This is a genomic window from Mammaliicoccus stepanovicii (genome assembly GCF_002902525.1).
GTDB classification, from domain to species: Bacteria; Bacillota; Bacilli; order Staphylococcales; family Staphylococcaceae; genus Mammaliicoccus; species Mammaliicoccus stepanovicii.
Window position 1 is genome coordinate 1 of sequence record NZ_PPQZ01000017.1, and the last position, 14505, is coordinate 14505.

13 protein-coding genes, 1 tRNA gene and 1 other RNA gene are annotated in these 14505 nt (G+C 34.0%); 1 reads left to right on the forward strand and 14 read right to left on the reverse strand.

What is annotated here, in order from left to right; all coding sequences use genetic code 11:
- Positions 1-279: 279 nt before the first annotated feature.
- From CD111_RS03435 to treP, 9 genes are all read right to left on the reverse strand, one after another.
- Positions 280-1128 carry a patatin-like phospholipase family protein gene (locus CD111_RS03435; protein ID WP_095089880.1) on the reverse strand — a complete coding sequence of 283 codons (849 nt, stop codon included), beginning with the start codon at positions 1126-1128 and terminating at the stop codon, positions 280-282.
- Between the two features lie 149 nt (positions 1129-1277).
- Positions 1278-1874 (reverse strand): recombination mediator RecR, encoded by a 597-nt coding sequence (gene recR, locus CD111_RS03440; protein ID WP_095090186.1) that lies wholly within the window; start codon positions 1872-1874, stop codon positions 1278-1280.
- Between the two features lie 2 nt (positions 1875-1876).
- Positions 1877-2197, reverse strand: coding sequence for a YbaB/EbfC family nucleoid-associated protein (locus CD111_RS03445; RefSeq protein WP_095089881.1), 321 nt, complete (start codon positions 2195-2197; stop codon positions 1877-1879).
- 91 nt (positions 2198-2288) lie between these two features.
- A complete protein-coding gene (gene dnaX / locus CD111_RS03450) occupies positions 2289-3980 on the reverse strand; it encodes a DNA polymerase III subunit gamma/tau (RefSeq protein ID WP_095089882.1) in 1692 nt (563 codons plus the stop codon).
- A gap of 72 nt (positions 3981-4052) precedes the next feature.
- Positions 4053-4586, reverse strand: coding sequence for a GNAT family N-acetyltransferase (locus tag CD111_RS03455; protein ID WP_095089884.1), 534 nt, complete (start codon positions 4584-4586; stop codon positions 4053-4055).
- Positions 4587-4679: 93 nt separating this feature from the next.
- Positions 4680-4948, reverse strand: an RNA gene (gene ffs / locus CD111_RS03460) — signal recognition particle sRNA large type.
- A 55-nt stretch (positions 4949-5003) separates the two neighbouring features.
- Positions 5004-5732 (reverse strand): trehalose operon repressor, encoded by a 729-nt coding sequence (gene treR, locus CD111_RS03465; protein ID WP_095089885.1) that lies wholly within the window; start codon positions 5730-5732, stop codon positions 5004-5006.
- Between the two features lie 29 nt (positions 5733-5761).
- Positions 5762-7405, reverse strand: a complete 1644-nt coding sequence (locus CD111_RS03470; RefSeq protein WP_095089887.1) for an alpha,alpha-phosphotrehalase — start codon at positions 7403-7405, stop codon at positions 5762-5764.
- A gap of 22 nt (positions 7406-7427) precedes the next feature.
- Complete coding sequence (gene treP / locus CD111_RS03475) at positions 7428-8864, reverse strand: PTS system trehalose-specific EIIBC component (RefSeq protein WP_095089889.1); 1437 nt, start codon at positions 8862-8864, stop codon at positions 7428-7430.
- A 118-nt stretch (positions 8865-8982) separates the two neighbouring features.
- Between treP and CD111_RS03480 the strand changes: the two genes are divergently transcribed.
- Positions 8983-9729, forward strand: coding sequence for a serine hydrolase (locus CD111_RS03480; RefSeq protein ID WP_095089891.1), 747 nt, complete (start codon positions 8983-8985; stop codon positions 9727-9729).
- On the opposite strand, the gene CD111_RS03485 is transcribed toward CD111_RS03480, so the two are convergent.
- From CD111_RS03485 to CD111_RS03505, 5 genes are all read right to left on the reverse strand, one after another.
- Complete coding sequence (locus CD111_RS03485) at positions 9718-10629, reverse strand: C40 family peptidase (RefSeq protein ID WP_095089893.1); 912 nt, start codon at positions 10627-10629, stop codon at positions 9718-9720. The two genes, CD111_RS03480 and CD111_RS03485, sit on opposite strands and share 12 nt — an antisense overlap.
- The gene (locus CD111_RS03490; protein WP_095089894.1) at positions 10626-11726 is read right to left on the reverse strand and encodes a dipeptide epimerase; all 1101 of its coding nucleotides are present in this window, start codon (positions 11724-11726) and stop codon (positions 10626-10628) included. Before CD111_RS03490 ends, CD111_RS03485 begins: the two co-directional genes overlap by 4 nt.
- A 13-nt stretch (positions 11727-11739) precedes the next feature.
- Positions 11740-12663, reverse strand: coding sequence for a S66 peptidase family protein (locus CD111_RS03495; RefSeq protein ID WP_095089895.1), 924 nt, complete (start codon positions 12661-12663; stop codon positions 11740-11742).
- Positions 12664-12887: 224 nt separating this feature from the next.
- A tRNA-Ser gene (locus CD111_RS03500) sits at positions 12888-12980 on the reverse strand.
- A 60-nt stretch (positions 12981-13040) separates the two neighbouring features.
- Complete coding sequence (locus CD111_RS03505) at positions 13041-14498, reverse strand: glutamate synthase subunit beta (protein WP_095089896.1); 1458 nt, start codon at positions 14496-14498, stop codon at positions 13041-13043.
- Positions 14499-14505 lie beyond the last annotated feature (7 nt).

Sequence of the window (14505 nt, forward strand, 5' to 3'; positions counted from 1 at the left end):
TTGATTGGTTAAGCCAATCACTCTTTGAAGTACTATTAGTACTCAAAATTATTGGAATTAACGTTGACATATTGTCATTCAGTTTTCAATGTTCATTTTGCATCACAAGAAACAACTATACAGTATAAAACATCTTGTGTCAACAACTTTTTGAAATTTAATTTATTAAGTGTTTTGATGTTTATTTATCTCTCGCTCACAAGATATAACTATACAGGGGAATCAACACTATCTCAAGCGTAAAATTTACACCAAAACACCCTTTGTTCTCAAATATGATTAATTCTCAACATATTCTATTAATTTTCCGTATAATCTTTCAGCATCCTTGTAGCCAGCATTGTATAAAGCATCTAATTTTCTAGGATCCTTCTCCACTCTATCGACTGCTAGTGTATCTGTCGGTCTTATTACAAACAAATTCCCTTTATCTTCTTCCTCTTCAATCCATTCTAAAGTCTGGTTATAATGCTTATATCTTATTGCCATTAAGTGATTAATCTTTGGATATGCCTTCAATTTGAAAATTCTTGAGAACTTGCCTTGCTTCTTACGATAACCTTTTGGTCTTGTTAATATAAGAACATTCTTCTTATATCCTTCATCTATAGCCTTCTGAAGTGGTATTGGATTGACTACACCACCATCAAGCAAAGTGTATCCTTTGTATTGAACAGGATTTGCCATCATTGGAAGTGAACTCGTTGCTTGGAGTGCTGTAAGTACGGTTCCTTTTGTTTCACTTTTATTGAAGTATACTGCTTCTCCAGTTTCACAATTTGTCGTGACAATGACAAACTCTTCTTCAGCCTGATCGAATTTTTCAAAATCAAAAGGCTCAAGATATGTTGGGATTTGATGATAAACAAAGTCCATGCCAAATAATTCTTTTCTCTTTATATAGTTAGAAAGTGATATATATCGTTTATCTGTAATATATTTTGCTGTTACTCGATGGTTTCGTCGGTATTGTCTTGATAAGTAACTGGCAGCCATTGAAGCACCAGCTGATACACCTATATTGTATTCGAAATATAAATCTTTCTTTATAAAGAAATCTAATACTCCCGCTGTGTACATACTTCTCATGCCGCCGCCCTCTAATATCAATCCTGTGTCTTTTATCATATTTACACTCTTTTCTTTGTTTATCTTAAATAAATACTATCATTTAATCAAAAAACAGACATCTCTTTTAAAAATCTTTTCGATTTTTCGAGATGTCTTGATATTTATTGGAAGTAAAAACGCATTCACTTTACTTCTTATCATGATTATTAAATTTCAGTTCGGCCAGTAATGGCTTTAGAAAGTGTAACTTCATCTGCATATTCTAAATCGCCGCCAACAGGTAAGCCGTGTGCTAACCTCGTTGTCTTTATTCCTATAGGCTTAACTAGTCTAGATATATACATCGCAGTGGATTCACCTTCAATGTTAGGATTCGTAGCCAATATAATTTCATTTACTTCATCAGATTTTAATCGTTCTAATAAAGTAGGAACATTTATATCTTCTGGACCAATTCCTTCCATTGGAGAGATAGCGCCATGTAAGACATGATACAAACCTTTATATTCACGCATTTTCTCCATTGCAATAACATCTTTAGAATCTTGAACAACACAGATGACTGAGCGGTCTCTTTGTTTATCCTGACAAATTTGGCATGGAGAAACGTCTGTAATATGACCACAAATCTCACAATAAGTTAACTCTCTTTTAACGTCTACAAGCGATTTAGCAAACAAGACAACATCGTCTTCCTTCATATCTAATACATGAAATGCTAATCGTTGTGCCGTCTTTGGACCTATACCTGGCAATTTCATAAAACTATCAATTAACTTAGATATCGGTTCAGGGTAAAACATCATTACATCATTCCAGGAATGTTAAGACCTTTTGTATGTTTACCTAAACGATCAGCAGTCACATCATCCGCTTTAGTTAAAGCATCATTTGTTGCTGCTAACACTAAATCTTGTAACATTTCTATATCTTCAGGGTCAACTACATCTTCTTTAATGATTACATCTAATATTTCTTTATGACCTGAAACGACAACAGTAACCATTCCGCCACCTGCTGTACCTTCAATTTTTTCTTCTTTTAGCTTTTCTTGTTCTTCAGCCATTTTCTTTTGCATTTTTTGCATTTGTTTCATCATTTGTTGCATATTTCCGCCACCGCGCATAAATTCGTCCTCCTAATATCAATTATATTAAATAATATAAATTCATTTTTGTCATATTTATTATACATACCTTTGAAGATGATGTCATGTATTACTCATCTGTAACATGAACAGTATCTTTACCAAATAGTTCTTGCGCTTTTTTTACAATATCGGTCTCTTCTGGTTTCTCTTCTTCTTTACCCGCTTCAGATCCCGATTGATTCGCTTTTTTCGATTGGATATATTGTTGTCTTACTTCTAACCATTGTGAGTTTGGCACACCAACCACTTTTACAGTTTTATCTACTATTTCACATACAATCGTTTCAATGTGATTTCTTTTTTCATCATCTTTATTCACAATTTCACAATGTATATCTTCATCAAATTTAACCAGCACGTGATCTTCACTAGCTGCTACTGGTTCTGAATTCAACAATAGACTGACTAATGCTCTTTGTTCTTTTTCTTTTACAGCTTCAATTACTGCTTTCCACTTTTCCTTTAGTAAATTCAAATCATCTCTATTAGCATGGTCAAGCACTCTCTCAATCTGTCTTATCGAGAAGACATGCTTAGATTGCTTTCTAGAAACACTATGTTTACTTTCAGTTGGTTTAGTTTTTTGCAGTTGACCACCTTGTGATAACTGGTTAATTTGTTCTTCTAGATGTTTAATTTTAGCTTCTACAGCACTTGATGTTGTATTTGAAACTTGTGCACTTTGATTATTGGTTGAACTACTACTCGAAACTAGCTCTGACAATTTTACAATCAATATTTCAATATGGACATTTTGGTTTATAGCAAACCTCATTGAAACAAGCGTATCATTTATGCAATCTATCATTTTATACATTGCATTTAAATCTATTTGATTTAAAGCATGCTCTTCATCGTTTTGTTCAATTGTTTTTGCGACTATGGCATCTCTTATGAAATAAATCATGTCATTAACTAACCGGTTCACTTCTTTACCACTCGCAATAAATTCATGATAGCGCGTAAATGCTCGTTTCACATCTTGCTCCACAATATCATTGAACAATGCATTTAAAGCTGCTTTATCAACACTACCCGTTACATTTAACGCATGTTCTAGAGATAAATGACCATCTCCAAAAGCAATTGCTTGATCCATGATACTGAGCGCATCACGCATACCACCTTCTGAAACATGTGCAATAAATGCTAACGCATCTTGTTCGTACTCAATTCCTTGTTCTATAGCAACATAGGCTAATCTTTCTTCTATTTCTCCAGTATTAATAGCTTTGAAATCAAACCTTTGGCAACGAGAAATAATAGTTGGTGGGATTTTGTGAGGTTCTGTCGTAGCTAAAATAAAAATAGCATGACTAGGTGGTTCTTCAAGGGTTTTCAATAGCGCATTAAACGCACCCGTTGTTAACATATGAACTTCATCAATGATATAAACTTTAAATTTAGATTCACTCGGTGCATATTTAACTTTATCTCTAATGTTTCTAATTTCATCAACACCATTATTACTTGCAGCATCTATTTCAATAACATCCGAATTTGTACCTTTCGTGATACCTGTACATATTGCACATTCATTACAAGGTTCACCGTCTGTATTTACTGTACAATTAATTGCTTTTGCAAAAATTTTAGCAATACTCGTCTTACCAGTTCCTCTTGGGCCATTAAATAAATAAGCGTGCGATTGCTTTTCTTTTTGAATTGCATTTCTTAATGTTTTTGTGACATGCTTTTGACCAACAACATCTGAAAATGCTTGTGGTCTGTACACTCTATACAAAGCCTGATAATTCAAAATGGCACCTCCAACGTTTCATTTACATACCTTACATTATATCATGAATTTTTTTATACTTCTTTAATTATACTATTGGAAAGCTTCAGGATAATGCACTGTACCTTTCACTTCTTTAGTAGGATGTTCAAATACATACTTGAACATAAAATTTTCATCCGGGACATCGAATGGAGGATATATATTAAATTCAGATGCTGGTTTATATCCTAACTTTTTATAATATTCTGCATGACCAAGAACTACGACACCAATATAGCCATTTTCATATGCTCTATATTCTAATGCTTCTATTAACGCTTTACCGATACCCCTATTTTGTACTTCAGGTAAAACTGAAACAGGTGCTAGTGCTAATACGACATTGTTTTCGTCATCAGAATCCACAGATACTTCTGACATCATAGCATGTCCTAAAATTTTCCCAGATTCTGTTTTAGCGACTACTTCTAATTCGGCATTATATGTTAATGACTTTCTAATTTTTCCTATTAACTCATGTTCCTTGCCGTCAGAGTGTTCTGCATTTTGAAAAGCCTTCTTAACAACATCTTTCGCTAATTCATATTCCGATTCTACAATTGTACCTATCAGTAATTGTGTCATGTAAAATTTCATCCCCTTGATATAACAAAAAGGGTGACCGCGGTCACCCTTTTCTCATTTATATTTATATGTTTATTAGTTTTAAATTAAATACCGTGCACCTTTGCTTTGAACAAACACCACAAGCGTAACCTCAGTCGTTAGCTAAACCTCGGCAACCCTACGGCACATACAATGATCCACTTAATGCTGCTTCCTTCCGGACCTGACATGATTCATGGGTTTGTATTGCATAGGACCGACGTCTTCAGACACCACGTGCTGAGGGCAGACCTCACAATAATATGTCCGCGGCAAAGGAATTCAGTCCTGCATAAGCGGATTTCAAGTACAGGGAACCGCTACCTCCCCACTTAGCACGGCAATATATATAGTACAACAAAACCTTAACATTTGGCAAGTAAAAACCATCTACAATTAAATTGTTTTGTTAATTACGCGTCGTGAAAAATCAACGAACTTGAATTCTCTCGCAATATGCCTTGAAATATTGTATTGAAATCGTTCTGCATTTTTCAAATAAACAATGCCTCTTACAGTCGCAGTATAAGGTGGATTCAATTGGCCAAAGTATTTTTCTTCTTTTTCAGTCATTTCTTCAAATGTAATAGATTTGTTTGAATAACTTATCTCGACATTCATTTCTTGTTCAATATATTGATAGATAGATCGAGCAACAATTTCTCTTGTTAGTTTAGGTACTTGCTTACATATAAAATAATCTTCATCCATAATATGAACTTTATTATCTTTTTTACGCGTTCTTATGACATGCCATAGCTTTTCGTCTTCATTTAAATCTAATGCATGTTTAACGATTGGTACTTCTTCAGCTTTAATGACTTCAAAGACTTCTACTGTCGTTTTATAATCGAGGCCTAATCTTTGATTAATTTCTTGAAAACTAATCATTTCAGAAATAGGGAATTGAATAATCCCTTCATATATAACAACCGATCCCTTACCACGTAATTTTTGTATATAGCCTTTTTCTTGTAGCAGGTTCAAAGCTTTCCTCACAGTTTCTCTTGAAGTTGAATATAACTTTGTTAATTCATTTTCAGAAGGTAGTTGCTGTAAATGAGCATACTCACCATTTATAATTTTTTCACAAATGGATTGATAAATTTTCATATACTTGTTCATGTTTTCACCTCTATACCTTCTATTAACCTTTAGACTTCACTCAATTTCACTACAAACGCATCGTATGCTTGTAATTGATTTCCTTGTAATTCACTGTTTGTTACCATGATTTCACCTTCAATATCTATTCCTTCAGGTAAAGGTACTAGATGGTTTGAGTAGTTTGCTACAACTAACCATTCTTCATCGTTGAAAACTCTTTTGTATACAAATAAATCTAGATGTTCCATATACAATGGTTCAACTTCACCATAAGTTACTATGTCATGTTCGTGTCGAATTTTAATGAGCTTTTGATACGTATAAAATACTGAATTTGGATCTTTCAATGCTTGTTCAACATTTATTGTTTTATAATTGTTAGGAATTCCAATCCACGGTGTTCCTGTCGTGAAACCTGCATTTTCATCATCATTCCATTGTATAGGTGTTCTTGAATTATCACGTGATTTTTGTCCAATAACTTTCATTATCATTTCCTCAGTATTGCCATTTGCTTTAAGTTTTTGATAAGCATTAAGCGATTCTACATCACGGTATTCATCAATCGATGTAAATCCAGGATCGGTCATGCCTATTTCTTCACCTTGATATACATAAGGCGTTCCTTGCAACATGTGCAGTGAAATTGCTAACATTTTTGCAGATTTTATTCTGTTTTCTTCCGTTTCATCATTACCAAAACGCGTTACAACTCTAGGTTGATCATGGTTACACCAAAAGATTGCGTTCCATCCATTACCTTTAGCAATATTTATTTGCCAATCCATTAAGATTCTTTTCAATTCAAGAAAATCTAATTTCATATCAGACCATTTTTCACCATTTTTATAATCTACTTTCAAATGATGAAAGTTAAACACGCTATTTAATTCTTTGCGTTTCGGATTCGTATATTTAATACTATTATCTATTGTAGTCGATGACATTTCCCCAACAGTCATGATATCTTTATCACCAAATGTATGTTTATTTAGCTCTTGTAAATATTCATGAACTTTTGGGCCATCCGTGTAAAATTCTTTTCCTATTGCTTCTGAATTTTGAAATTCACCTTTAGAAATTAAATTAATTACATCAAATCGGAAACCATCAACTCCGAAATCAATCCAATAATTTATCATGGCATAAATTTCTTTTTTTAACTCCGAATTTTCCCAATTTAAATCCGCTTGAGAAATATCAAACAATCTTAAATAATAGCTTTCAGTTTGTTCGTCATACGTCCAAGCATTACCACCAAATTTAGATTCCCAATTCGTTGGTGGCTCGTCTTTTGATCCTTCTTTCCAAATATAATAATCACGGTATGGATTATCTTTAGATTTCCGAGACTCAACAAACCAATGATGAGATGTTGACGTATGGTTTATTACAATATCTAGCATTACTTTTATACCTAGTTTGTGCGCTTCCTTCAATAATCTTTTGACATCAGCTTTCGTACCAAAATCTGGATTAATTTCATAGTAATCACTAATGTCATAACCATTATCGTTCATAGGAGATTGATATATCGGTGTAAGCCAAATATAATCAACGCCTAACGTTTCTAAATATGGTAATTTTTCTATAATCCCGTTTAAATCGCCTTGTCCATTTCCAGTTGTATCGTTAAAAGACTTTGGATATATTTGATAAACGACTGATTTTTTCCAATCTGATACAGCCATGTTGGTTAGACTCCTTTTTAATTTATTCTTTCACCATTTTTTTAACTTTTTCTTTAGCAAACCTTGAGAATATAACAGTTAAAATTGCTGGTAAGAAAATCGCAATACCTGTTGCCAAACCAAATACGCCCCAATATTCACGTTTAATTGAAATGATGGCTGGAATACCACCAACACCTACACTACCTAAAACAGTATTAGCACCAACAAAAGCTCCTAACAAGCATGATGTAATAATTGATGCGAAGAACGGATATTTCAACGGTAAGTTGACACCAAACATTGCTGGTTCTGTAACACCAAGAAATGCAGATATACCAGAAGTTACCGCTAAACCTTGTTCTTTAGCCATTTTACGTTGTCGATAAACTAACCAAGCTCCAAATGCTGCTGAACCTTGACAAATATTAGAAATCGCCACGATTGGCCATAAGTAAGTACCACCTAAGCTACTACCCATTAACTGAAAATCTACAGCCAAGAACATATGATGTAAACCTGTAATAACAAGTGGTGCGTAGAACAATCCATAAACTGCTCCACCTAACCATCCAGCACTTTCGAAGATTGATTGAATACCATTCGTAATTAAAGTACCGAGCTCTAATGCTAATGGACCTATTACAATAAACGATAAGAATCCAGTGATTAACAGTGCAACTGGACCTACTACTAACATTTTAATTGAATCATGAACACGTTTCACTAAAAATTTCTCGATTACTGACAATACCCATGTTGCTATTAATACTGGTAACACTTGACCTTGATAATTTAATTGTTTTATATCTAAACCAAATATATGCCACACAGGAATTTCACTTGACTTACCGCCACCTAAATCATATTGAGACGCAAGTTGCGGATGAAGTAAGATTAATCCTAATACTAACCCCAAAATCGGACTACCACCAAACACTCGCATCGCTGACCAACCAATTAATGCCGGCAAGAAGATAAATGCGGTACTCGCGATCACGTTTATAATATTAGCAAAGTCTGCTAACCAAACATATTGTTCGACTAGTGGTTTTGGACCAAATAAATCTTTAGCAGTTAATACATTATTTAAACCTAATAATAAACCAGCTGTCACAATCGCTGGCAAGATTGGAATAAACACATCTCCTAATAATTTAATTAACCTTTGAAACGGATTCATCTTTTGTTCTGATGCCTTCTTTACATCATCTTTCGAACTTTCTGATATACCTGTTTCTTCTTGAAACACTTTGTACGCCTCATCTACAGTTCCCGGTCCAATAACAATTTGAAATTGATTATTTGCTGAGAACGACCCTTTCACTAAATCAATTTCTTCAAGTTCAGCCTTGTCTATTAAACTTTCATCATTTAATACTAACCTTAATCGCGTTACACAGTGTGTTGCAGCGTTAACGTTGTCTTTCCCGCCGATTGCATGAATGATTTTCTTAACATCATCTCTTTTTACAGCCATCCCATTCACTCCCCTTTTTAAATTACTTGAATTATAACTTGTATATACAAGTGTGTAAAGGCTTTCAATTAATATTATATTTATAATGTAGTATGATGACTTAAAGGAGGTTTTGTATATGTCATTTCTTACACATGAATATATGGACCACGACAACATTTCAATCGAATTTGCAAACACGGATACAACAATTTTAACGAATCATCACAACGATAAAATATTTGAATCAGCAAGTATTATTAAGCTGCCAATTATGATTTATATTTATGAACATTTAGATCATGAAGCTAGACAAGAACAAATAGATATCACTAATAAAGTAGGAGGTAGTGGCGTCCTAAATCAATTAAATATCCAACAACTTAGCATTAACGACCTTATTTATTTAATGATTGTCGTCTCTGACAACTCTGCAACTAACACGTTAATCCAACATTTCGGCTTGCAACATATCAATTTATTTATTCACGAAACACTTGAATGTACAAATACAAACTTACAGCGTTTTATGATGGACCAAGCTGCAATCGATGAAGGTAAACAAAATACGACAACAGCTGAAGATATGATCAAAATACTCCGCTATATTACAGAACACGAATACCATAATGAAATGTTAGCCGTTATGAACAATCAACAAATACATGACAAAGTTTCTATTTATCACTCATTTTATGAAGATAAATTAACTTTTTATAGTAAAACAGGAGAATATGCGAATGTTATAAATGAAGTAGGTATTATTCAACACGAACATCAATTTTATTACTATTCTTTTTTATCAAACATAAAAAATCCCGAAAAAGTGATTAAATTCTCACACGATTTCGGGTATTATATAATAAATTCTATATTAGATCGTTGATAACCTTGCTGCTTTAACAAGTATTTTTTGATAATAACTTCCAGGAATTTTAACGATTTCTATACTTTTCGGTGTATGAGGTGCATGTATCATCATATCTTCACCCATATAGATTCCAACATGTGATAAGAAACCATCATCATCAGGTTTACTAAAGAAAAGTAAATCACCCATTTGCAATCCATCTAAATTGATTGGAAGTTCTGTCATCGCTTCAAATTGTTCGTCAGCGTCTCTTGGGATATGGAAGTTTTGACTTTTATACATTTGGAAACATAAACCTGAACAATCGTAGCCATAACTAGACATTCCTCCCCAAAAATACGGGAGATCTATAAATAATTTTGCATTTTGAATAACATCTTTCATTGTTCCTGTTTTAAAAGTTCCAAATTCATCACTCAATTCGATATCTTGAATATTAATCAGTCCATCATCAACTTCTGGTGTAGCCACTTCCACAAATCGTTCGCCTATTTTAACTACTGGTAACGTTGTATTAAATGATAATATTTGCTTAGTCGTAAAATCTTGATTAAAGAGCGTTGTTTTCGGAACTTTAACGCGCATATATTGACTTGATTTTTCTTGGTTCAAATCTCCTAGTTGACTAGAAGGGATGTAACCTGGATATCCTTTAGGGTGCTGCTTCGAAGGTTGTTCTAGGCAAATAACATGACTCCATCCATCATGTTCTTCTATTACTTCTACAGCTTCTCCATACAATATTTGTGTATCAATCCTGTTATCTTTTGTAAAAGACATTTTTTCATCTAAGTTAAGTTCTAACAACCAACGTTGAATATTAGCAGGATACATGATGCCATCTCTATCAATTTCTCTCGCCTTATCTTTGTTCTTCCAAATGGTACCAACATTTACTCTACAATATTTCTTCATGAACTCACCTTCTTATATAAATATGCTCTATCTATACCTAAACCATTTCCTTCTGACAGAAAAACTTTTGCTTTATCATATTGTATGCCGCCTTGAACTTCTCTTTGCAACACCATGAGTGGCGCATCAAAATCAACACGCTCAACTTGATCAGCAGCCAAACTAAAGTGTAACGCAGCTGTAACCGATACATGCGTTTCCATCATGCAACCGACCATACAACTAACATTATGCGATTTAGCGATAGCATGAATTTTTAAAGCCTGAAATATTCCACCAGACTTCATCAATTTGATATTCCACAATTTATCAGCACCTGTTTCAATCAATTGATTAGCATCATATGGAGAAAATAAACTTTCATCTGCCATAACTGGGATATGATAGCCACGAGCCAATTCACCAAGAAGTGAATATTCATATCTATTTACAGGCTGTTCAATACTTTCAATATTTAAGTTCGCTTCATCAAAATGCTTTAACGCATAATGTGCACTTTCTTCATCCCAGGCTTGATTAGCATCCGCGCTTAATATTACTTTTGTAGGTAATGCATTCCTCAAAGCTTTCAATCTGTTCAAATCAGTTTCTACATTATCTTTACCTACTTTAATTTTTAAGTGGTTATATCCTTCTCTTACATACCTCAATGCATCAGCAACCATTTCATCAGCTTCATTCAAGCTAACTGTATAACATGTTTCTAACGATTTATTTCCCGGGTTATGATTTAAATATTTATATAGAGGCAATTCTGCATCTTGAGCAAGCAAATCATATAACGCCATATCTATAGCTGCTTTCGCACTTGTATTACCAACTATGATTTCATGTATTTCTTGTAATAAATCTTTAGATAATGGTTTGTTAATCAATAAAGGCTTAAACACTTCTTCTATAGCTGCTTCAATTCCCCCTTTAGTATCACCTGTAATCACATAAGTAGGTACAGCTTCACCAACTCCAACAAATCCATCAACATTCGTTTCAATAAACACATATATGCTTTCAATCACTTCAACTGTTCTTAATGAAGTTTTAAAAGGTTTCTTCAAAGGTGTTCCATATCTATAATATTTTATATCTGTAATAAACATATGACACTCCCCTTTATCTAAAGTCTACACCGGATTCTATTTGTAGTAGTTTTTCATCAACATTTAAATATGCTTTCGTCCCAAATGGTATGGCGAAATGTGGCGTACAATGACCAATTTTCAAATTACGGACAGCCGGCTTATCTAATTTAGTAATGAAGAATTCAAGCACATCATCCATTGTTAATGATTTTTCTGGTTTATTAGGTTCACTATTTGTGAAGGGGCCAAATATAAATCCAATTGCATCATTTAGTTTTCCTGCAGACTTTAATTGTTGTAAGAAGCCATCAACTTTATAAGGTTCTTCTCCTATGTCTTCAATAAACAGAATTTTCCCGTTTGTATCAATTTCATATGGCGTACCCATACTCGACACTAATAAAGATAAACAGCCACCAACTATTTCTCCTTCTACACTTCCGTTCACTAATGAATCAAACGGTAATAAATGTGAAGGGTATGTTATATTTTGTCCATCGAACAATTGTTCAAAACTATGTATAGATATCTCGCTATCAGAATCACCTATATCAGAAGCGATCATAGGTCCTTGGAACGTTACAAGACCTGTTTGCTGTCTAATTGCATTATGCAAACATGTAATATCACTATATCCCCACAATATTTTCGGGTTATTCTTGATTAAATCATAATCAACTTCATCAACAATCCTTGGTGTACCATATCCACCACAAGCACAGATAATTCCTTTAACTTCATCATCCAAAAACATATCATGCAAACTTTGTAACCTTGCATCATCCGTTCCTGCTAAGTGACCATTTGTATCATAGATATTGTCAGCTAATCTGAAGTTTATGCCATAATACGTCGAAAGCCTATCGAGCCCTATTTTTAATTTTTCTTGATTAGGCGGACTCGCTAACGCTACAACACCAATTGTATCTCCCTTATTTAACCCTTTGGCTTTCATCACGCCACCCCTTTTTATCAGAATATTCTTATATTATACCAAACCTGTAAAGATAATGTGTAAAAGGAAAATATTCTCGTTTAGCCCTGACATTCTCTACATTTTAATGAGAATGTATACAAAAAAACACTTCAAAAATCATAATGATTTTTGAAGTGTTTTTACGAAGAGATGACAAATTGTCATAAGCTTCTTATATATAGTCTTGTTTAATTGAAAAATAATGGCGGAGGAAGAGGGATTCGAACCCCCGCGAGCCGTTAAGCCCCTGTCGGTTTTCAAGACCGATCCCTTCAGCCGGACTTGGGTATTCCTCCAAATAAGACAATATTTATCTTATAACATGGCCCCACTATTGTCAACAAAAAACAAGAAATTTAAATTGTAATTTTATTCTTTAAGGATTCATCTACAGCTTTTGCAACTGCACGACCCTCTTTTATTGCCCAAACTACTAAACTTTGGCCTTTTCTAGCATCTCCTGCAACAAATATCTTATCTTGATTCGTTCTGAAATCTTTATCATTTGCTACTATCTTATTTCTATTAGTATTTAAATTAAATGAATGAGGAACGAGATGTTCAGTACCTTCAAACCCTATTGATAACAATACAAGATCTGCTGGCCAATGACGTTCTGTTCCTTCCACAATAACCATACCATCTTCTGTTTCTTCCAATACTTGTGTATAAAGACCACGAATATCTCCATTTTGATCCACATCATATCGCATCGTTTGAATACCATAAGCTCTAGGTTCAAAACCAAACTTTTCTCTATATTCTTTATGTGCGTAATCTAATTTAAATATCGGCATCGGTAATGGCCATGAAGTATTCTGCTCCATCTTGTCAGTTAGTCTTACATATTTATTAAATTGTACAACAGATTTACAACCGTCTCTTAAAGCTGTCGCTACACAGTCTGCTCCTGTGTCACCCGCACCGATTACAATCACATTTTTATCTTTAGCCGTTATTATCGGCTCTTTAATTTCTCCCATTTGTAGCTGTGTTTGTTCTGTTAAATATTCCATGGCAAAGTGAATCCCAAAGCTCATTCTGCCTTCTAATGGTAGATCTCGTCCTTTTTGTGAGCCGGTACACACAATAATAGCATCGTATTGTTCTTCTAATTCTTTCTTAGTGATGTCTTTCCCCACGTTAACATCTGTCTTAAATACAATGCCTGCTTCTTCCATTAATTTAACACGTCTTTCAATGACTTCTTTATCCAACTTCATACTTGGTATCCCATACATGAGTAAACCACCAGGTCGGTGATTTCGCTCGTATACCGTTACGTTATAGCCAAGTAAATTTAATTCTTCAGCTGCAGTTAATCCGGCTGGACCACTTCCGATAATCGCTATTTTTTCTTCCAATCGATTTTCGGGAAGTTTTGGTTTAACGATGCCCATATCATAAGCTTCATCAATAATAGTTCGTTCAATCCCCTTTATTGCAACAGAATCATTATTGATAGCTAGCACACAAGATGATTCACATGGTGCCGGGCATACACGTCCAGTAAATTCCGGAAAGTTATTTGTTTCGGATAATCTTTCATATGCTTCTTTATAATCATTGCGATATACTAAATCATTCCATTCAGGTATATAATTTCCGATTGGACAACCAATTGTATCTTTGCCGAATGATGTACCTGTTTGACAAAAAGGAGTCCCACAATCCATACAACGTGCACCTTGTGTTGCAGCATCTTCAGTCGTGAAGCGTTGTTGAAAAGGTTCATAGCCTTCGATTCTATCTTTTAAAGGTAACTCATCAAGTTGCTTTTTAGAATATTTCATAAAACCTTTAAATTCACCCATATTATGC

Coding starts and splice junctions, on each gene's coding strand:
- CD111_RS03435 (WP_095089880.1), bottom strand. CDS start 1,128: ATGATAAAAGACACAGGATTGATATTAGAGGGCGGCGGCATGAGAAGT.
- recR (WP_095090186.1), bottom strand. CDS start 1,874: ATGTTTTACCCTGAACCGATATCTAAGTTAATTGATAGTTTTATGAAA.
- CD111_RS03445 (WP_095089881.1), bottom strand. CDS start 2,197: ATGCGCGGTGGCGGAAATATGCAACAAATGATGAAACAAATGCAAAAA.
- CD111_RS03455 (WP_095089884.1), bottom strand. CDS start 4,586: ATGACACAATTACTGATAGGTACAATTGTAGAATCGGAATATGAATTA.
- treR (WP_095089885.1), bottom strand. CDS start 5,732: ATGAACAAGTATATGAAAATTTATCAATCCATTTGTGAAAAAATTATA.
- CD111_RS03470 (WP_095089887.1), bottom strand. CDS start 7,405: ATGGCTGTATCAGATTGGAAAAAATCAGTCGTTTATCAAATATATCCA.
- treP (WP_095089889.1), bottom strand. CDS start 8,864: ATGGCTGTAAAAAGAGATGATGTTAAGAAAATCATTCATGCAATCGGC.
- CD111_RS03480 (WP_095089891.1), top strand. CDS start 8,983: ATGTCATTTCTTACACATGAATATATGGACCACGACAACATTTCAATC.
- CD111_RS03485 (WP_095089893.1), bottom strand. CDS start 10,629: ATGAAGAAATATTGTAGAGTAAATGTTGGTACCATTTGGAAGAACAAA.
- CD111_RS03490 (WP_095089894.1), bottom strand. CDS start 11,726: ATGTTTATTACAGATATAAAATATTATAGATATGGAACACCTTTGAAG.
- CD111_RS03495 (WP_095089895.1), bottom strand. CDS start 12,663: ATGAAAGCCAAAGGGTTAAATAAGGGAGATACAATTGGTGTTGTAGCG.
- CD111_RS03505 (WP_095089896.1), bottom strand. CDS start 14,498: ATGGGTGAATTTAAAGGTTTTATGAAATATTCTAAAAAGCAACTTGAT.